Genomic DNA, 17,346 nt, shown 5'->3' with positions numbered 1-17,346 from the left:
TTGTTATACGGCATTCTCAGTATTCGGTTCGCGTGCAAAGGTGATTGCACCATCATCATGGTAGTACAGACACCAATCAGCATTCTCGCCAATTACCACAAGGTTTTCGCCAGCAAATATTTCAGCCGCAAATTCCACAAGTATTTCCCACATCGTCAGCACAGCAGGATCGCCATCGGCACTAAAAACCGGAAGTAAAAGAACCTTAGCTAGAAATGGAATACCGCGCTGATGCAACCAATTCTTTAAATCAGACTCTTTTTGAATACTGTACTTCTCTACCGACTTGAAGCATCCGGCGCTGAACGGCGTATTGCCCCAACCATCATCGCCGCAAAGGATATCGTAACAGTTAAAAGCATCGTAAACAGCTTGAGTTGATGCCCTGTCTAGAAATAAAATTTGATCTCTGCGTGCCTGTGGTCTCTCTAAAAACGCCTCTGGAGAATCAAAAATTGTCCAGCGATTGACCGGAGGAAAATTGGCTCCTTGCAGAATCGAAATATCAATCCAATTATAGGGTTCCATCAACGATAGCTCCTTAAGTGGATCTAAATACGTAACCTCAATATCGCAACGAAATCACCCCACTGTACTTTTTGAGACATTGGTTAACTGTAGCAACTTATCCAGCGTCTCCTGGGCCGATACTTGCAATTGAACCTCACCAATATCAAATCGAGGATCTTCAATCAAATCCGGGTTGCTGCAATAAGCATCAACATCGGCAAACAACTTGTCTAAAATCTGAAATTCTCTTCCCGGCTGGAGATTATTGTCACTCTTAAACAGTTGTAGAAACCGCTGTTCAAACTCATCAGCGCTGATTTTACTTCCTGCAAAATTTTGTAATAACTTGATATAGTTCTCCATGCTTATCCACCTCCAATATCTCCACTCGCACTTAATTCAGCAATTTGGGCAGAAGTCAGCTTCCAGCCACTAATAAAATTGTCTCCTGCGTCCACTATAACATTTAAATTAGTCGCAGGGTCAAAGTAGTGCTTGACTGGTTGCCTGCGATAAGTACCGGCAATCTCTTGCACTCCCTGTTTCTGGACATGAGTTTGAATAGCTGCTGCAAATGCTGCTGCTGTCTGCAAATTATAATTGCCTGAAACACCAAAATCAGCAGCGTGTTTGAATTTCTTTTGAATTTGCCGATCGCATATAGGCAGATTTATAGACATATTTAAGTCAAGATTTGTTAAAAATTTACAGTTTACCGTGACATCAGGTAAATTCTTATCTTACTATAAGAAACGGCTCAACCCTAAAACTAAAGGTAAGAAAATGTCTGAACTTAGACAAAATCTAATTACCAGAGATTGGGTAATCATCGCCACCGAACGTGCGACAAGACCAGATCAATTCTCTAACAAAAAAAAGTTGGCGGTAGTAGTGCCACCGCACCGGGCCGATTGCCCGTTTTGCGTGGGAAATGAGGAAGACGGAACCTTAGAAACTTGCCGTTTGGGCGATCGCACCGGGTGGAAAGTCAGGGCAATTTACAACAAATATCCCGCCCTCTCCCCGACAGCAGAATGGATGAGGATATCATCGGGAATTCACCGCACGATGGCGGGAATCGGCGTTCACGAAGTAATTGTCGAACACCCGCGACACGATTTGACGACAGCTTTGTTGAGCGTTGAAGAAGTTGCAAACATACTTTTAGTATACCGCCAGCGCTATGTAGAAATTAGAAAAAATCCCCACATTGAAACAATTATTATCTTCAAAAATCACGGGGAAAGTGCCGGAACTTCTCTCGAACACCCCCACTCGCAGATAGCAGCGACGCCCGTTGTACCCAGCCAATTTCGCAGCCGCATCGACGAAGCTATTAGATATTTTGATGACACGGGAGAATGTCTGTTTTGCCGGACTTTGGAAGATGAATTAGCGGCGAGAGAAAGAGTGATTTATGAGAGTGAACATTTTGTGGCTTTTATCCCTTACGCTGCACTTTCACCGTTTCACACTTGGGTTTTTCCGCGCCGACATTCCTCTTCATTTGATGAAATTACTGAGGGGGAAATTACGGATCTTGCTGATACTCTGAAAACTGTACTGGCTAAGCTTTATTACGGATTGAACAATCCCGATTACAACTATAATATTCGATCGGCGCCGATCGCCGAAGGGGGAACAAAATACTTTCACTGGTATATCGCAATTATTCCCAGAGTCACCAAGCAAGCTGGGTTTGAGTTAGGCAGCGGGATGTTTATCAATACTGCTTTGCCCGAAGAAAGTGCAGCGTTTTTGCGATCGATCGAAAATCCTAGCGACAGTAATTTGGGGTTGATCTAGAGTATCCTAGCTCACAATATGTTCAATTGTGGTGGAAATGCACCCAGGCCTTCTGAGTTGCGAGTCAGTGTTGGGGGAAGAAACTGATACCCTTTGATATTTGAGATGAAAAAATTGAAGACTTGGGAATGATGGACTCTCTAAGAGTTTGGATGAGGGACTTACGGTTGCATTCTGCTTTGAAACTGGTTAAATTTACGATTTAAAGTTATGAACGTACAAATACTTAGGGATTTTACCAACCTCAAAATAAACTTTCGACATACTGCCAGCAGTCGTCGCTAAAAGTACCTCTCAAAATATCTCTAATTTTGGCATCGATCGATAATATCCCCTCGCCAGATTCGCCAGATTCGCTGATTTCGCAACTGTCATCAGACAAATTTTCTTGGAGGTGGGCGAGAGTATCGGCGAAATTAGCCAAAAAATAATGTTCTTGCACCCACGCTGTCGGATCGGGTATTGCTGCACTTCCAAAAGCTCGATCGACTAAATTTTTTTTGGCAACATCGTCAGTGTGGTTTTTCATGTTGAGGTCGATGTAGGTAGATTTTGTAACTATATCCCATCTTAAGCTTAATTTTCAACAGGATAGCGATCGCGATCGACCCCCCGCAGTGACAAATTTGTATAGTTTGTGCGATCGCGATCGTGATTTTTTTCGAGAGGGTGTGTTATCATACTACCTCAAACTCGGTGGTCAATAATTTTCACCTCCGGCAAAATACACTTGGGCAGCATCCCGTGAACTCCTTTTTGGGGATTGTTGACAGCCTGCGTAATCCGAAAATTTACCGCAAGGGAAGAGAAAACATAAGCATCTTCTTCTTTGAAACCTGCAAACTTTTGCAGCCAATAAACCGTCTGTTTTACTGCCATTTCAAAGGCTTCATCTAACGTCCGCCCGAATCCCATAATCACAATATGAGTAGGCGTTTCCGCAAACGGAAATATCAGAAAAAAATCCTTGCGTAAGATGATTTGAATAGTCCCGTTCATCGAAGTTTCAATCGCAGTACCGTCAACTTCACCGTCTCCTTGTGCCGAATGTCCGTCGCCGACGGACAGTAAACCGCCGCGCAGAAAAACAGGTAAAAATAACCGCGTTCCTGGTTGGAGTTCCTGATTGTCCATATTGCCGCCGTAGCGCTCTGGAGGAATAGAAGAACGGTTGATTTGTGCATTGGCCACGCCGATAATTCCAAAAAAAGGATGCAGGGGAATCCGAATGCCGCTACCTGCAGGAAATTCTGCAATTTTTTGCTCTAAATCTAGCGGAATAAACCGCAATTTAGGTTCGGGAAAATACTCAGGCAAAACTCCCCATCCGGCGCGAATTGCATTAAATCCTACTGGTAAACTTGGGTAAACATCCTCAATGTGAATTTCTAAAACGTCTCCTGGTTCGGCATTGTTAACATAAATCGGGCCTGTCAGCAAGTGGGGCCCTGGGCCAACTTTGCGGTTGGGAGGCAAATTCTGACAAATATCTAAAAATTCGGGGGTGAGAAATTCGGGCGGCGCTTTGTCAGCAACATAATATCCTGAATAGGTTTCGATATCGATGCGATCGCCCGAATCGACAGTTAAAGCAGGTTCGATCTTCGGAGAAAAACCGCCCAAGTGTACGGTTTTGCAGTTAGCCTTGAGAAGGTGGCGAGTCATATCTATTTGAGATTGAAGATGGTTTAAGAGTGTTAAGATTGCTATATCGCAAGTCTAAATCATTTTTGCCAAAGATTTTTTTTATGAACCGCAGAGGGCGCAGAGGGCGCAGAGAAACAGAATGGAGAGATGAAAAGAGGTCAAAAAATCATTGAGGTTTGTTAGAGGTGAGATATTTTACTAATTTCTTAACTTTTTGATAACGTTGGTAGTTTAAAATTTAAAGTGGGTGTCGCGGGTTTATATGTATTGGGGTGGCGAGTTCTGTTTGGCTGGTGAAACCCGCCCTTACAAACTAATGACTAATGAATTATGTTAACGCCTTTGCCTAATAAAGTTGAAATTTCTCAAGGTTATTCTCGCAATCCCTGGTTTTTTGCTGTTTTGATTTTGATTGTCCTCTTGCTAGGTTTTATGATGCCATCTAACCTCAACGAACCTCAGCTTTTAACCGATCCGTTTTTGCAAGTCCCAACAGCAAACTCGGTGCGAGTTGTCTGGTTCACAGAGTTTGCTGGTACTCGCAACACTGTTGCTTACGGCGAAAATTTGAATCAAGTTGTGACGGCAAATACTACTAAGCTAAGCCGCACTCGCGAAGACAAAGACTCGCGCATCTCCGATGAAATCAAACAAAGCATAGTTGACAGCAATTCCATAGTCCGCGACATCTGGCGGCATCAAGCAGAAGTCTCCAATTTAATGCCCGGTGTTCGCATTCCTTATCGAGTCACTAGCGAAAGGAAAGACGGCGCATCTGTCAGTAGCAAAGTTTTCACTCTTTCTCCCACACCAGCAGCAGGAATTGGGATTAAAATTCTCCTCACTTCCGACCATCAATTGATGCCTATGACAGCAGCAAATCTCCAGAAAGTAGCCGAAACAATGGGGAGAGTTGACGCGGTTTTGATGGCTGGGGATTTAATTAATATACCCGATCGCGCTTCCGAATGGTTTGACGACGACCGAGGCCGCGCCTTCTTTCCCGCTCTGCAAGGTCGCGCATTTTCCGAACTGGACAAAAACGGCATCAAAACCGTTTACAACGGCGGCGAACTGATCCAACACGCGCCTTTATTTCCCGCCATTGGCAATCACGAAATCATGGGTCGCTTTGCAACCAACAGCAAACTTGATGACCAATTTAATGATCCTTTTCCCCGCGCCGTTGCCGAGAAAATATACGCTCAACGTGCTACCTCTTTGAATCCCAAGAATGACTCTTCAGTGCGCGAACTCTGGCTAAAAAACAATACTTTTAATAGCGATACCTATGACGAAATTTTCAATTTACCAGGAGGCAAAAAATACTATGCTGTGACTTTTGGGGACGTGCGGTTAGTGACTTTGTATGTTACGAATATCTGGCGAACTCCGAATTTAGATCCGGGTGCGAGAGGCAGGTATCGCGAACGGGACGAAGATTTTAATAATCCCGAAAAATGGGGATACGGACAGCATATTTTTGAGCCGATTGTCAAGGGGAGCGCTCAATATAATTGGCTGCAACAAGAGTTAAAGAGTGCGGAATTCCAGCAGGCAAAATATAAAATTGTGATGTTTCACCACCCGCCGCATTCTCTGGGTGACAATATTGTACCTGCTTATACTGACCCAGTGCAAATAGTCGATCGCGCGGAGAATGGCGAGATTAAAATGGTGCGTTACGAGTATCCGAAACAGCAAGATTATCTGATTCGGGATGTAGTGCCGCTACTAGAAACAGCGGGGGTGCAGTTGGTATTTTACGGACATTCGCACTTGTGGAATCGGTTTGTAAGTTCCAGCGGAATGCACTTTTTGGAGAGTTCTAATGTTGGCAACAGTTACGGTGCTTTTGCGGGGGAAAAGCGCCGATTTGTGCCGCCGGCATATCGGGAAGATTACAGCGCTATTGGAGACCCGAACGGATTGGAACCTGTGGTGCCGACTGTTGCGCCTTTGTTGGGAGAAGACGGGCGGCCGCTGCCGTATATTGATAGCAACGATATTACGGCTTTTACTATTTTTGATACGGGGGAGGGTACGGTTAGCAGCTACTATTTTGATACGCGGAAACCGGAGTCGCAAGTGGTGAAGTTTGATGAGTTTAAGTGCGAAAGGTAAGGGCACGGCATTGCCGTGCCCCTACAGATATCTGATTGAACTGAGATGTTGCACTATTCTCAATTAGCTGTTTAAAAACGGGCAAGATGCCCCTTCCACAATAGCATTGAGTTGTGTGGAACAGGCATCTTGCCTGTTCTTGAGAATGGTGCAAGATGTAATACCCAGTTGCATTCTGATGTAGAATCTAGTTGAGGGTGATAAATGTCAAATAATTTGGAAATTTCCGAAAATATTCGGCTGTTGACTCAACCGTCTTATAGCCCCGAATTAATGCCAGTTGAACATCTGTGGGAAGATTTACGAGAAAACTATTTTAATAATCGAATATTCAAGTCAATGTCTAAGGTAGTCGATGAACTTTGTCATGGACTTGTCAATCTCGCATCTAATCCGGAACGCTTGCGATCAATGACTTATTTCCCACATTTTAGAATAAGCTCTTTGAACGCAACTTAGTATCAGCTTATACAACAGGCATACAATGTTCGCTGGAAAAAAAGTCAAGCTAATCGCTCACTGAAAACGTGTTAATACTTTGTTCAAACGTGGGCCTGCGCTGTTCAAATTCCTCAGCACTGGTAGAGAATGCAACAATCCACATATTGCTCCCTTGCTTAATCGTGTACATTATCTGTTTGGCAGTTACACCCGAAATTGTTGATTCTGTCACGATCTGACCTGCCTGATAGCGGTCAAGCGACACCTTCTTCTGCTCCACGACACGAAATTCGCTGGGTAATTGTTTGGTAATCATATCCAAGTATGTATCTATTGTCACTGTAGATCCAACTGACTCTATAGCAATAGCGACATTACTCAGAAAACCGGGTTTACCAACCTTCGAGTCAAAAGCCCAAATGACGAATGCGGATGGATTCTGTTTGAGAGACTGAGCTATCTGCTGATAGAAGGGCCCCAAAGATTCCAGCTTTTGAACCACCACGTCCAGATTTTGGCTGAGATCTCCGCCGCTATAACTCTCCGGTAACTGTAATTGTGCACCCCGTCCCTCAAATTTTTTCCAACCTGGGATGGTGGTGGTTTGTGTGGTGACAAACGGACTTGATGCCTGTTGTTGAGAGGTTTCTGGCTGCTTGCAGCCTATGACTAGGCTTGGTAGCAACAGACAGAGTACCAGCAAAAAGTTTTTCTTATTCATGGAATTACGGTTTATACCCCAACTTGGTATCACTCATGATTGTACGTCTGAACGCAACTTGGTATAAGATTAAATTGAGATGTTGCACCCTTCTTAATTACCTGTTTAGGAACGGGCAAGATTCCCCTTCCACAATAAAATTGAGTTGGGTGGAACAGGAATCTTGCCTGTTCTTAACAATGGTGCAAGATGTAAGATTAAACCTTGTCTTTCGCAGGTGGAACCAAACCAGTTTTATTCAAACCCGCATCAATCTGCCTGAGCAATTTAAAATCATCTTCGGGTAAGGAATTAACAGGCGAGTGTTTTTCCAGAAATGAGAATGCTTGGCGAAATTCACGCGGCCGGGAGTCGATCGCACCATCGAAGTGACAAGGTACAATTTTTTCAAAGTCCCAACTCGCCACTTTATCCACCCAATCGAGAGTTTCCCTCGGCGCGCGGTTGAGAATCAAAGTCTGCAAAATCGGCGCCACAAACAACCGCCCTCCTCCCCGCAAAGCCTCAAACGATCGCTCCCAATGTGTTTTCCACTTGAACGGATACAACCCGAAATAAGCTTTCCTAGAGCGTTCTGGCGCTTCTAGTGCGTTGGCGAACACCTCCGACCACGGCGGCACTTCCAGCACGCTAGGCGTAAAATACATGGCAAATAAGGCGATTCTCTGCCACCCTTTGCGCCGATTTTCGTGGGTGTCTGCCACCGTCTCCAAGGCGCTGTCTTTGGCGTGAAATAGCAGCGGGTACGAGTCGAGTTGGACGATCGCGGGCGGATTTTCGGGAATGGAAACTATGGAATCTGTTAACATCAGCGTGCGCGATCGTCTGTGAAATAACGCAACTTCTGCAAATCTGCCCAAACCGAGGTCTAGCGGGCCGAGAATTGCCCAGTCAAATTGATCGGCTAACGGCGTGTTGCTGCTGTCAAACGGCAGTACAGAGGTGCGTTTCGCCGGCAAACCCAGCCAACTCAGCGGCAAATTCACCGGGAAACTCCACTGCTGCGGGGCGACAAATACCTGCGCTTCGGGAAAACTCCTCGCAAAGGGGCCGACAAAAACCTTGTGCTCGATGCCCGAAACCGTTGTCAGCAGGATGTACTTCACCTCGCCGTGCTCTGCTACTAACTCTTTTACCAAGCGGATGCACTCAGGAGTCGGTGCAACGGGGGCGTAGACGAGAAGGCCTTCGGGTTCTAGTTTAATTACTGTCATCCGAATCGGGACGACAACGTAGAAAATGCCTTGTAGTTGGTCAAAAGTCCAGATTGTGTCCTTGACTATTTCCTTGCGGATGGTGCGCCGCTTGCTGTAGGGATAGAGGGGGACGACTGGCCAAAAGGCCCAAGAATAGTCCCGAGAATCAATCTGTGCTGATGTTGGTATGCCTTCGCCCTCTGCCACTGCGCGACTCCTTGCCGATGTTTTTGGTACGTGCGTGCGATCGAACTGTTTTTATCTTATTTCACTCCTGTTGCGCGGATTCGAGGAGTTGAAACCGGGTTTCACCAGGCCTGGGTGCGAGAACTATTAAACCAACTGTTCAGGATCGATGCCTAACTCCCGCAACCGCGCCGCTAGTCTTTCCTCTCGCTGTTGAGATTCTGTGAGTTGCTGTTGAGATTCTGTGAGTTGCTGTTGAGATTCTAGAACTTGCTGTTGAGCTTCTATCAGTTGCCGTTCCGCCGCCGTTGCTCTTTCACCCGGACTCAAAATCAACCCTCCTTGGGCCGTAAACCACCGCACCCACAACCGATTCATACTCTTATAAGTGCCTTGCCACCAACCTAAACTCAACTGCAACTCAGGAATAAATAACCGCCCATCAATTAATTCTGCAGGTTCATAGTGGCCTCCTACAAGATGAAAAGCTCGCAATTCATCCGTGTAGCGACTGAAAATAAAATAGTAAGGAATCCGCAAAATTTGTTCATAAACTTGCCACTTAGTCGGCGGTTCCCCAGCTTGCTGAACAGTCCGCCCTAAATCTTCATCTTCAGTGCCCGGCGATAGCAATTCCACCACCACAAACGGATTTACCCGTTCTTGCCAAACTACATAACTCAAACGCATATCGCGCCCTTGATAAAGCCTTGGCACACCCACCGCAGCAAACCAATCCGGGCGTTTATGCCAGCGCGGTTGTGTTGCATCGTAATACAAATTTAGGTCACTGGCTGTAAAGACTTGTTCCGCATCCCATCCCGGCGGCAAAAACGTGAATTCCAAGAGTTGCGGCTGATCTAAATGAAATGTATCTGGCAAACCGGGCTCCTTTGGGTCTTCGCTGGGTAAATCATACATTGTTGGCAAACTCTGCCGGGGGTCTAAAGGCGGTTCAGCTTGAGCAGGCGGGTAAGTCGGGAATGTCATAATGAATTTTGAGGTTGCTTATCCTGATATGATTATAACCTTGTGAGAATGTCTTGCATTTCCAAAGAATTCCCATTAACTCTCAATCTCAAATCTCAAATCAAAACTCCAAAATCGATATGACTCAAAACTACCGCATCACTCTTTTACCAGGAGACGGCATCGGCCCTGAAATTATCGCTGTGGCGGTAGATGTCCTGAAACTTGTCGGTCAACAATTGGACATCGGCTTTGAATTTCAAGAAGCTTTAATGGGTGGCGCTGCTATTGATGCAACAGGCAATCCGCTACCCGAAGAAACACTGGAAAAATGCCGCAACTGCGATGCAGTATTGTTAGCAGCTATTGGCGGTTACAAGTGGGATAATTTGCCCCGCGAACAGCGGCCGGAAACTGGATTATTAGGACTGCGCGCCGGATTGGGATTGTTTGCAAATTTGCGTCCTGCGACTATTTTACCGCAATTGGTTGATGCTTCTAGTTTGAAACGGGAAGTTGTCGAAGGCGTGGATATTATGGTCATCCGCGAACTCACCGGCGGCATTTATTTCGGCAAACCGAAAGGTATTTTTGAGACGGAAACAGGCGAAAAACGCGGTGTCAATACGATGGCTTACACCGAGTCAGAAATTGATAGAATCGGGCGTGTCGCTTTTGAGACAGCCAGGAAGCGGGGCAAAAGGCTGTGTTCCGTTGATAAAGCGAATGTTTTGGATGTTTCGCAACTGTGGCGCGATCGTATTATTGCCCTTTCTTCAGAATACCCTGATGTTGAAGTTTCTCACCTCTACGTTGACGCCGCCGCCATGCAGTTAATTCGCTGGCCGAAACAGTTCGATACGATTGTCACCGGCAATTTATTCGGCGACATTCTTTCCGATGCGGCGGCAATGCTAACTGGTAGTATTGGGATGCTGCCTTCTGCTAGTTTGGGAGCAAGCGGGCCGGGGGTTTTTGAACCCGTGCACGGTTCCGCACCAGACATCGCCGGACAAGATAAAGCCAATCCCCTCGCCCAAGTTTTAAGCGCAGCAATGATGCTACGTTACGCCTTAAATCAGCCGGAAGCTGCTAATAAAATCGAGCAAGCAGTCGTCGAAGTTTTGGATCGAGGTTATCGCACTGGTGATATCATGTCGGAAGGCATGAAACTCGTCGGCTGTCGGGCGATAGGCGATGCTTTAATTGAAGTTCTGCAAGGTTGATTTATTTACCTTGTAGGGGCGAATTCTTACTCCATTAGTGTCAACTTAAAGTTAAACGTAGTATCAGTTTTCGGTCTGAGTCACAATCCTCTCGATCCCCCCTAACCCCCCTTAACAAGGGGGGAACTGGAAGCACTCAAAGTCAACCCCTACTCCCCTTTTTAAGGGGGATTTAGGGGGATCGAGACTTCGATACAAACGAGAGAGATACAGGGTTTTAGTCTTAAGTTGACACCCATAGTTCTTACTCGTTCCCAGGCTCTGCCTGGGAACGAGAAAACAGCCCCTACAGGAATTGGGGTTTAATGTTCCGCAGTCAAAAGATTGAATTGCTCGGTATCAATGCGATTTGCTCGATACAAAACTTCAGCTATTTCCGAAAGCGCTAGCACAGAATGTGCGCGATAACCGTTGGCCTGCATCTTATCTTTGACTCCCTGTTCGTGGTCGATTAATACCACGATATCTTCCACATTCAACCCGGCCGATTTTAACTTAGCCGCGCCTTCCATCACGCTTTTGCCACTAATTAAAATATCATCGACTACGACAATCGTTTCTCCTGCCTGAAAATGCCCCTCAATCAATTTGCCCGCCCCGTAAGTTTTCACCTCCTTGCGCGGGAAAATCATCGGGCGTTCCATCCGCAATGCTAAACCCGTTGCTGTGGGTAAAGAACCGTAGGGAATTCCGGCAATGCGATCGAATTTTAAATCCTTGAGAATGTCTGCATAAGCGCTGACAATTTGATGGAAAATCTGCGGAATTGAGATAATTTTCCGCAAGTCGATGTAATAGGGAAATACGGCTCCCGATGCTTGTACGTGGTCGCCAAAAACTACGCAGCCGATGTCATAAAGTTGCAAGATTAAATCGCGGTGAGGTTCCGGTTGCAAAAAGCAAACATCCGGCAGCCACAGTTCGCAAGTGGGACTACCTTCGATCGCCCGCAGCCTCTGTTTATTAATACTATCCCGCAATTTCTCAATTTCTCGGCGCGGCTCTTTTCCCGCTAATAAACTCGGGGGGACTGGCAGCAATAAATCTTCACCATTCTTGCTTAAACCAGCCGCCAGCAGTTGTGCGAGGTCGTTTTCTTCTGTGAGGTCATTTTCTACGGGGATGTCTCCTTCTACTAAAATTAGGCGTTCAGGAGCCTCTCTGCGGATGCGGGCTAACATATCCGGCATTACTCCTACTTCTAAACCGAGTTTTTCGGGAGTTCCCCAAGTTTGAGAGAGTCGGACTAATTGCAAGTAAAAAGGGTTGTTTGGCGTCGGGTATTCTTGCAAATCCGCCGCTGACGGGTTGGCGGTGGCACAGAGGACAAAAACAGTTTTTCCAGCGTATAACAAAAAAGGCGCTACTTGGTCGAATCCGGGATAGGGACTTAAAGTAATAGCGTCAACTCGCCAGTCTTGAAATACAATTTTGGCAAACACTGTGCTGGTATTTAAATCGCAGTGTTTGGCATCTAAAATTACTGGCAGGTGAGGGGGAATAATTGTTAAAATTTCTTGCAGCAATGCCCAACCGGGAATACCGAGAGATTGGTAAAAACCGAGGGTGATTTTGCAGGCACAGATTAAATCGGCTGTTTGGTCGATCGCACTTTTTAGCTTTGACAACAAATCAGTTACAAAAGTTTGAGTTTCCTCCCCAGTCATGGAAACCAGCGCGGGCAAGGTTTCCGGGTCGGGGTCGAGGGCTAAATAAAGCAAACTTTGATTGCTTTCAACAGCCGCTAACAGTTTATCGAAAAAGTTGGTTCGATCCGTCATAGTGTGTTATAGAGGTAAGGGGAAATTAAAAAATTGCAGATCAAAGTGGGAGGGGTGTTGTGCCGGAATAAACCGATCCCCGTTGAAATTGAAATTAAGAATCTTTTAAGATTGTAGAAGGTAAAGAGGCGGAAATCTGTAACTTTGGGAGCAGTTTCATGGGGAATGATTTTTGGGTTGGCTACACCAGTGATTTCACCTAACCCGCAGCAAATCAATTAGTTGCGGTAAAGTAACCAGTGTCCGGGCGGCGATTTGATCGGCATTCCTCTAGCGCAGGGGAGTTTAGCAAATGCAGATTTGAGAGGAGCAAATTTTAGGGAAGCTAATTTATCCGGGGCAAATTTGAGCGGGGCTTCTTTGCCGCAAGCTAATTGACAAGGCGCTAATTTTAGCGATGCTAATTTAACCAGAGCTCGTTTGAGGGGGCCAATCTAAAAAATGCTACCGTTGCAGGTGTTATTTGGGTTGACGGTAGTATTAAATAGAAGCAGAAGCTAAAGCAATGCCCGCCTTATATTATGGATAGTAATAAATGATCGGTACGATCGACTTTACGATTTGGGACGAGTTGCTGCAACGCTACGTTGACGATTTCGGCCGGGTCAATTATCGGGGCTGGAAAGCTGAGGGGGCGGATGTTTTGAGGGGGTGGCTGGAAAGTTTGGCGGATGTGGATTTGGCGGATGGTACTGATGCGGATGCGCGGCTGGCGTTGTGGCTGAATGCGTATAATGCGATCGCAATTTCTCATGTTCTGGAAGTATATCCGATCGCGTCCATCCGTCCCAAAATTTTGGGAATTCCCAACTGGCTGAGTTTTTTGGATTTTTTCACTCGTTCAAATTCGATTATTGGCGGCAAAAAGCACAGTCTCAATCAAATCGAACACGCAATTTTGCGGCCGGAATTTGCCGAACCGCGCATCCATTTTGCATTAGTTTGCGCTTCAGTCGGGTGCCCGCTGCTGCGCCGGGGGGCTTATTTCCCCGAGTCGGTACGGACTCAACTAGAAGCGGATGCCAGCCGTTTTATTCACAATCCTGATAAGGTGCGATATGATGCCCAGAAAAAGACGCTTTATTTGAGCAAGATTTTTAAGTGGTACGGCGAGGATTTTGTAAAGGCGGCGGGTTCGGTGGCTGAGTATGTGGGCGGTTATTTGGGGCCGGAGGCGGCTGTGGGTGATGGATGGGCGATCGTTTTTTTGCCTTACGACTGGAATTTGAATCGGGTTGAGGGTTGAAATTTCCGGGAATTGGTAGGTTTTTTTTGGGGGTGGTTTTTTCGGTTGTATCGCTTGTTCTGTAAGGATTTGAGCTACTTTGGGGAAAAAAAATGTTCCCGGAAACGCTGTAATGCTGGCTGTGATGGGTTTTGAGGGCATTTGAAAATTTTGCCTCTTGACAGGTCGATCGCTCAAATGCTACTTTTTATATCAGTTTACGGAAATGTACCTTGAAAACTAAATAGAGTAAGGCTTTCAGATATGGCAGCCGCAATCAAACTAAAACCCTATTAGGGATTGAAACCGTGCTGTTGCGGGTTGGGGAGTTTTAGTGTTATATTCATGCCGCAATCAAACTAAAACCCTATTAGGGATTGAAACAGTTCCGTGCGTGGCAATCTTCGGCTGAGGCTGCCGCGCCGCAATCAAACTAAAACCCTATTAGGGATTGAAACGCTAGCGCCATCTTTTCGTGCCAGTTGCATCCGTGAGGCCGCAATCAAACTAAAACCCTATTAGGGATTGAAACGAAGACCGGAAAGATTTCCAAAATTGGTGGGCAAAATTCCAGCCGCAATCAAACTAAAACCCTATTAGGGATTGAAACTACCGGATTGGAAGCGGGTAGGTTTTTAGTGGCGCCGCAATCAAACTAAAACCCTATTAGGGATTGAAACTTTTCTTCATGAAACGGACACAAGCCTTTGAGATTTTGCCGCAATCAAACTAAAACCCTATTAGGGATTGAAACGGTTGCGGGCGGTTGTTGTCGTGGGGCTTCGTTCGCCGCAATCAAACTAAAACCCTATTAGGGATTGAAACTGCCGGAAAAATGCGCCGCTCCTAATTTATGCGATGCCGCAATCAAACTAAAACCCTATTAGGGATTGAAACGATGTGCCCCGAGCCTGCGAGGGGTGCGCTTGCGCGCCGCAATCAAACTAAAACCCTATTAGGGATTGAAACGTGGGAGAATAAGTGTATCTTGCGCGAACGGTCGCCGCAATCAAACTAAAACCCTATTAGGGATTGAAACATGGCTGCCGGCATTGTTGCATTACAAGGCTTGTGCCGCAATCAAACTAAAACCCTATTAGGGATTGAAACGGGTTACTCCAAATTGCATCTCGACGCAAATCGAGCGCCGCCGCAATCAAACTAAAACCCTAGTAGGGATGGAAACATAGCCTTAATCAGGTTGAGAGTGGAGATTTTCACTAATCGGTAGGTGGTTACAAGAATGCTAACCAATTAGCTATTGATCCGCCCTTAAACCTCTCCACTCAAAATCTGTTGAACCGTCAAACTTAGCTGTGGAAACATCGGAGATACGATCGCCTCTCCATCCCGAAACACCCCAACCTCAACATATTGCCCGTCCTCAAGCCGCAAAACCGTCACCACTTCTTCTATTGGATCGATAACCCAATACTCTGCGATGCCCCGCGCTGCGTACTGAGCTCGTTTGCGATCGTAATCCCGATCGCTGCCCACTCTACCCCGACTGACTACCTCCACTACAAACCGAGGAGGCAGCATATCGAAAGTGATAGTTAGCCTGGTTGCTGTCAGCGGAATGTGTTCAGGTTCCAGAATTATCAAATCGGGGTAGCGGTTGGCCGCATCTCCCGATCGCAAAACGGCAACTTGAACCTCGCAATTATGCGTTTTAATCAGCCTGAGTGGCACTAGCCCGCTGCTAGCAAGATAGAAAAATAGATAGTTAGCAATGAAATTATTAGGTTCAGATTCTGGTGGCAAAGCTATTAACTCCCCATCAATTAACTCATAGCGTTGACCCGTATCATTTGAGTAATTAAGGTACTCGTCAAAAGTTAATTTTTTAGATTGAGCTTGTACCATAAAATTACATTCCTTGATTTATTCGTTCCTTTCTGCTGGGAGTTTGTTTCTGTAGAAACGGTTTCAACAGCCGAAGGATATCAATCAAATCTGCTGTGCAAGTTCAGCAGGTGTCCCAGCCTCCATCGACAATCGACCCACAAGTGACATATTAAAAACTATCACAGTTCAAATCCTCTGGAATATTAAAAATGATTTCAGATAAATTTCGGCGCGAGTTGCGAGCTCAAGCCAAACTCTGGCAAGCAGAAGGACTCATCGACACTTCATTCTACCAACAACTTTCCGAACGCTACCAATTCAACACACTCGAAACCGCCTCCCGCAACCGTTTCCTCAGCATTCTCATCAGTCTCGGCGGCATTCTCCTCGGTATAGGAGTCATCACCTTTGTAGCGGCAAACTGGCAAGTTTGGTCGCGCGAAGTGAGAGTTGCACTGCTGCTAAGTCTTTTCGTAGCAGTCAATGCAGCAGGTTTCTATCTGTGGCGAATTCCCCCATCCCGAAGCCAAAACTCCAATCCCAATATGCCCGCAACAAAAGGGCGAAACAAACTCCTAGGTGAAGGATTGTTGCTGTTAGGAGCTCTGATTTTAGGAGCAAATATGGCATTGATGGCGCAAATGTTCCATATTGGCGGTTCTTCCTACGGACTTTTCCTTGCTTGGGGAATCGGCGTGCTCGGAATGGCTTACAGTTTGCGGTTGACTTCCTTGGGCGTTTTGTCCGCACTTTTAATCGGTTTGGGCTATTGGCTTGCCGTGTTAGATTGGTCTTCCAAAGTCGAGTTTTCTTGGCTGGAAGTTTTGGTGCGGCAAATGCCGATCGCAGCCAGTATAATGTTTGTGCCACTGGCTTATTGGTGTCGATCGCGTGCTATTTTTGCCATAGGTGCGATCGTGATAATTTTTTCCCTACAAGTTTCTATCGTCCAAGGCTTAAATCTAACCTGGGGTACAGCAATTTTTTGCGCCCTACCGCCCGCTTTGCTGTGGGGATACGACGATGCAATCTGGCCGAAGGTACGCAGCAAGCTGTTTCAACCTACCGCCCGCAGTTTAGCACTGCTGTTTCTCGCCAGTTTGTTTTATTTTCTTTCTTTCCACTGGTTGTGGCAAGATTCGCCGAATCCTGCGCCAACGGAGTCGGATTGGGTTTTGCTGGCAAATGTGGCTGTTTTGGGCGGTTTCACGGTGTTTGAGTGGCTGCGCTTGGGACGTTTGGAACTGCGGCGACCAAGACAAAAAGCAGTGGATTTGACTACAAGTGCGATCGGCATTTTAATTCTCGCCAGCGCCTTAATACCGCTTATTCACCTCAATTTTACTCCCCTTCCTCAATTGGCAACTTTTCTGTTCAATGTTTTATCATTTTTGCTCGCTGTCGGCTTAATCCGAGAAGGTTTAACTGTAGGAAACCGCCAGACTTTTTGGGGAGGCATGGTATTAATCACCCTGCAAATTATCAGCCGAGTGTTTGAATATAATACAGGATTGTTGCTCAAATCTTTTGTATTTGTTTTGTGCGGAATTGGCGTAATAGCTGCGGGTTTGTGGTTCGAGCGCCACTTCGCAAAAATCCCCGATGAATAGGAGCATTCTACTATAGTGCGATCGTCCCGCTTGCACTGCACTCGGAAGATGATTAG

Annotated in this window: 17 protein-coding genes, 1 pseudogene and 1 CRISPR repeat array; of the genes and pseudogenes, 8 read left to right on the top strand and 10 right to left on the bottom strand. The window is 46.1% G+C overall.

Annotation, left to right across the window (positions count from 1 at the left end; genetic code table 11):
- Nucleotides 1-3: 3 nt before the first annotated feature.
- The 3 genes from QUA70_RS04275 to QUA70_RS04265 are packed head-to-tail and all read right to left on the bottom strand — an operon-like array spanning nucleotide 4 to nucleotide 1,190.
- Nucleotides 4-528, bottom strand: a complete 525-nt coding sequence (locus QUA70_RS04275; RefSeq protein ID WP_333345201.1) for a hypothetical protein — start codon at nucleotides 526-528, stop codon at nucleotides 4-6.
- Between the two features lie 54 nt (nucleotides 529-582).
- Nucleotides 583-873: a colicin immunity domain-containing protein gene (locus tag QUA70_RS04270; protein WP_333345199.1), complete on the bottom strand. Its 291-nt coding sequence runs from the start codon at nucleotides 871-873 to the stop codon at nucleotides 583-585.
- Nucleotides 874-875: 2 nt separating this feature from the next.
- Nucleotides 876-1,190: a colicin D domain-containing protein gene (locus QUA70_RS04265; protein ID WP_333345197.1), complete on the bottom strand. Its 315-nt coding sequence runs from the start codon at nucleotides 1,188-1,190 to the stop codon at nucleotides 876-878.
- Nucleotides 1,191-1,293: 103 nt separating this feature from the next.
- Between QUA70_RS04265 and galT the strand changes: the two genes are divergently transcribed.
- Nucleotides 1,294-2,316 (top strand): galactose-1-phosphate uridylyltransferase, encoded by a 1,023-nt coding sequence (galT, locus tag QUA70_RS04260; RefSeq protein WP_333345195.1) that lies wholly within the window; start codon nucleotides 1,294-1,296, stop codon nucleotides 2,314-2,316.
- Nucleotides 2,317-2,560: 244 nt separating this feature from the next.
- Here the strand turns inward: galT and QUA70_RS04255 are convergent, their stop codons facing one another.
- Both QUA70_RS04255 and QUA70_RS04250 read right to left on the bottom strand, forming a co-directional pair.
- Nucleotides 2,561-2,845: a hypothetical protein gene (locus tag QUA70_RS04255; protein ID WP_333345193.1), complete on the bottom strand. Its 285-nt coding sequence runs from the start codon at nucleotides 2,843-2,845 to the stop codon at nucleotides 2,561-2,563.
- A gap of 158 nt (nucleotides 2,846-3,003) precedes the next feature.
- Nucleotides 3,004-3,981, bottom strand: coding sequence for an acetamidase/formamidase family protein (locus QUA70_RS04250; protein WP_333345191.1), 978 nt, complete (start codon nucleotides 3,979-3,981; stop codon nucleotides 3,004-3,006).
- Nucleotides 3,982-4,293: 312 nt separating this feature from the next.
- On the opposite strand from QUA70_RS04250, the gene QUA70_RS04245 reads away from it, so the two are divergent.
- Nucleotides 4,294-6,087, top strand: coding sequence for a metallophosphoesterase family protein (locus QUA70_RS04245; protein ID WP_333345189.1), 1,794 nt, complete (start codon nucleotides 4,294-4,296; stop codon nucleotides 6,085-6,087).
- A 204-nt stretch (nucleotides 6,088-6,291) separates the two neighbouring features.
- Nucleotides 6,292-6,546 (top strand): transposase, encoded by a 255-nt coding sequence (locus QUA70_RS28550; RefSeq protein WP_445251609.1) that lies wholly within the window; start codon nucleotides 6,292-6,294, stop codon nucleotides 6,544-6,546.
- A 49-nt stretch (nucleotides 6,547-6,595) separates the two neighbouring features.
- Here QUA70_RS28550 and QUA70_RS04240 read toward each other — a convergent pair whose 3' ends face one another.
- The 3 genes from QUA70_RS04240 to QUA70_RS04230 all read right to left on the bottom strand — a co-directional run bounded on the left by QUA70_RS04240 (nucleotide 6,596) and on the right by QUA70_RS04230 (nucleotide 9,621).
- On the bottom strand, nucleotides 6,596-7,249 hold the full coding sequence (locus tag QUA70_RS04240; RefSeq protein WP_333345187.1) for a hypothetical protein: 654 nt from the start codon (nucleotides 7,247-7,249) through the stop codon (nucleotides 6,596-6,598).
- A 197-nt stretch (nucleotides 7,250-7,446) separates the two neighbouring features.
- Nucleotides 7,447-8,652, bottom strand: coding sequence for a DUF4336 domain-containing protein (locus QUA70_RS04235; protein WP_333345185.1), 1,206 nt, complete (start codon nucleotides 8,650-8,652; stop codon nucleotides 7,447-7,449).
- 126 nt (nucleotides 8,653-8,778) lie between these two features.
- On the bottom strand, nucleotides 8,779-9,621 hold the full coding sequence (locus QUA70_RS04230; RefSeq protein WP_333345183.1) for a Uma2 family endonuclease: 843 nt from the start codon (nucleotides 9,619-9,621) through the stop codon (nucleotides 8,779-8,781).
- A gap of 119 nt (nucleotides 9,622-9,740) precedes the next feature.
- Between QUA70_RS04230 and leuB the strand changes: the two genes are divergently transcribed.
- A complete protein-coding gene (leuB, locus tag QUA70_RS04225; RefSeq protein ID WP_333345181.1) occupies nucleotides 9,741-10,826 on the top strand; it encodes a 3-isopropylmalate dehydrogenase in 1,086 nt (361 codons plus the stop codon).
- Between the two features lie 302 nt (nucleotides 10,827-11,128).
- Here leuB and QUA70_RS04220 read toward each other — a convergent pair whose 3' ends face one another.
- Complete coding sequence (locus QUA70_RS04220) at nucleotides 11,129-12,607, bottom strand: bifunctional orotidine-5'-phosphate decarboxylase/orotate phosphoribosyltransferase (protein WP_333345179.1); 1,479 nt, start codon at nucleotides 12,605-12,607, stop codon at nucleotides 11,129-11,131.
- 255 nt (nucleotides 12,608-12,862) lie between these two features.
- Here QUA70_RS04220 and QUA70_RS28545 point away from each other — a divergent pair, with 255 nt between their 5' ends.
- The 3 genes and pseudogenes from QUA70_RS28545 (at nucleotide 12,863) to QUA70_RS04215 (ending at nucleotide 13,853) form a co-directional block, all read left to right on the top strand.
- A complete protein-coding gene (locus QUA70_RS28545) occupies nucleotides 12,863-12,985 on the top strand; it encodes a pentapeptide repeat-containing protein (protein WP_445251608.1) in 123 nt (40 codons plus the stop codon).
- 3 nt (nucleotides 12,986-12,988) lie between these two features.
- A pseudogene (locus QUA70_RS28540) lies at nucleotides 12,989-13,045 on the top strand (pentapeptide repeat-containing protein); the annotation flags it as partial.
- A gap of 97 nt (nucleotides 13,046-13,142) precedes the next feature.
- Nucleotides 13,143-13,853, top strand: a complete 711-nt coding sequence (locus tag QUA70_RS04215) for a DUF547 domain-containing protein (protein WP_333345177.1) — start codon at nucleotides 13,143-13,145, stop codon at nucleotides 13,851-13,853.
- A gap of 249 nt (nucleotides 13,854-14,102) precedes the next feature.
- A CRISPR array of direct repeats spans nucleotides 14,103-15,018; the repeat unit is 37 nt; unit sequence GCCGCAATCAAACTAAAACCCTATTAGGGATTGAAAC.
- 86 nt (nucleotides 15,019-15,104) lie between these two features.
- Here QUA70_RS04215 and QUA70_RS04210 read toward each other — a convergent pair.
- A complete protein-coding gene (locus tag QUA70_RS04210) occupies nucleotides 15,105-15,698 on the bottom strand; it encodes a Uma2 family endonuclease (protein ID WP_333345175.1) in 594 nt (197 codons plus the stop codon).
- Nucleotides 15,699-15,889: 191 nt separating this feature from the next.
- Here QUA70_RS04210 and QUA70_RS04205 point away from each other — a divergent pair, with 191 nt between their 5' ends.
- Nucleotides 15,890-17,290: a DUF2157 domain-containing protein gene (locus QUA70_RS04205; protein WP_333345173.1), complete on the top strand. Its 1,401-nt coding sequence runs from the start codon at nucleotides 15,890-15,892 to the stop codon at nucleotides 17,288-17,290.
- Nucleotides 17,291-17,346 lie beyond the last annotated feature (56 nt).

Source organism: Microcoleus sp. LAD1_D5, assembly GCF_036702115.1.
Taxonomy (GTDB): domain Bacteria; phylum Cyanobacteriota; class Cyanobacteriia; order Cyanobacteriales; family Microcoleaceae; genus Microcoleus.
This window is presented reverse-complemented; position numbering and strand designations above follow the sequence as displayed.

Excerpts from the sequence above, each read along its gene's own strand:
- QUA70_RS04275 (WP_333345201.1), bottom strand. The coding sequence starts at position 528 with ATGGAACCCTATAATTGGATTGATATTTCGATTCTGCAAGGAGCCAAT.
- QUA70_RS04270 (WP_333345199.1), bottom strand. The coding sequence starts at position 873 with ATGGAGAACTATATCAAGTTATTACAAAATTTTGCAGGAAGTAAAATC.
- QUA70_RS04265 (WP_333345197.1), bottom strand. The coding sequence starts at position 1,190 with ATGTCTATAAATCTGCCTATATGCGATCGGCAAATTCAAAAGAAATTC.
- galT (WP_333345195.1), top strand. The coding sequence starts at position 1,294 with ATGTCTGAACTTAGACAAAATCTAATTACCAGAGATTGGGTAATCATC.
- QUA70_RS04255 (WP_333345193.1), bottom strand. The coding sequence starts at position 2,845 with ATGAAAAACCACACTGACGATGTTGCCAAAAAAAATTTAGTCGATCGA.
- QUA70_RS04250 (WP_333345191.1), bottom strand. The coding sequence starts at position 3,981 with ATGACTCGCCACCTTCTCAAGGCTAACTGCAAAACCGTACACTTGGGC.
- QUA70_RS04245 (WP_333345189.1), top strand. The coding sequence starts at position 4,294 with ATGTTAACGCCTTTGCCTAATAAAGTTGAAATTTCTCAAGGTTATTCT.
- QUA70_RS28550 (WP_445251609.1), top strand. The coding sequence starts at position 6,292 with ATGTCAAATAATTTGGAAATTTCCGAAAATATTCGGCTGTTGACTCAA.
- QUA70_RS04240 (WP_333345187.1), bottom strand. The coding sequence starts at position 7,249 with ATGAATAAGAAAAACTTTTTGCTGGTACTCTGTCTGTTGCTACCAAGC.
- QUA70_RS04230 (WP_333345183.1), bottom strand. The coding sequence starts at position 9,621 with ATGACATTCCCGACTTACCCGCCTGCTCAAGCTGAACCGCCTTTAGAC.
- leuB (WP_333345181.1), top strand. The coding sequence starts at position 9,741 with ATGACTCAAAACTACCGCATCACTCTTTTACCAGGAGACGGCATCGGC.
- QUA70_RS04220 (WP_333345179.1), bottom strand. The coding sequence starts at position 12,607 with ATGACGGATCGAACCAACTTTTTCGATAAACTGTTAGCGGCTGTTGAA.
- QUA70_RS04215 (WP_333345177.1), top strand. The coding sequence starts at position 13,143 with ATGATCGGTACGATCGACTTTACGATTTGGGACGAGTTGCTGCAACGC.
- QUA70_RS04210 (WP_333345175.1), bottom strand. The coding sequence starts at position 15,698 with ATGGTACAAGCTCAATCTAAAAAATTAACTTTTGACGAGTACCTTAAT.
- QUA70_RS04205 (WP_333345173.1), top strand. The coding sequence starts at position 15,890 with ATGATTTCAGATAAATTTCGGCGCGAGTTGCGAGCTCAAGCCAAACTC.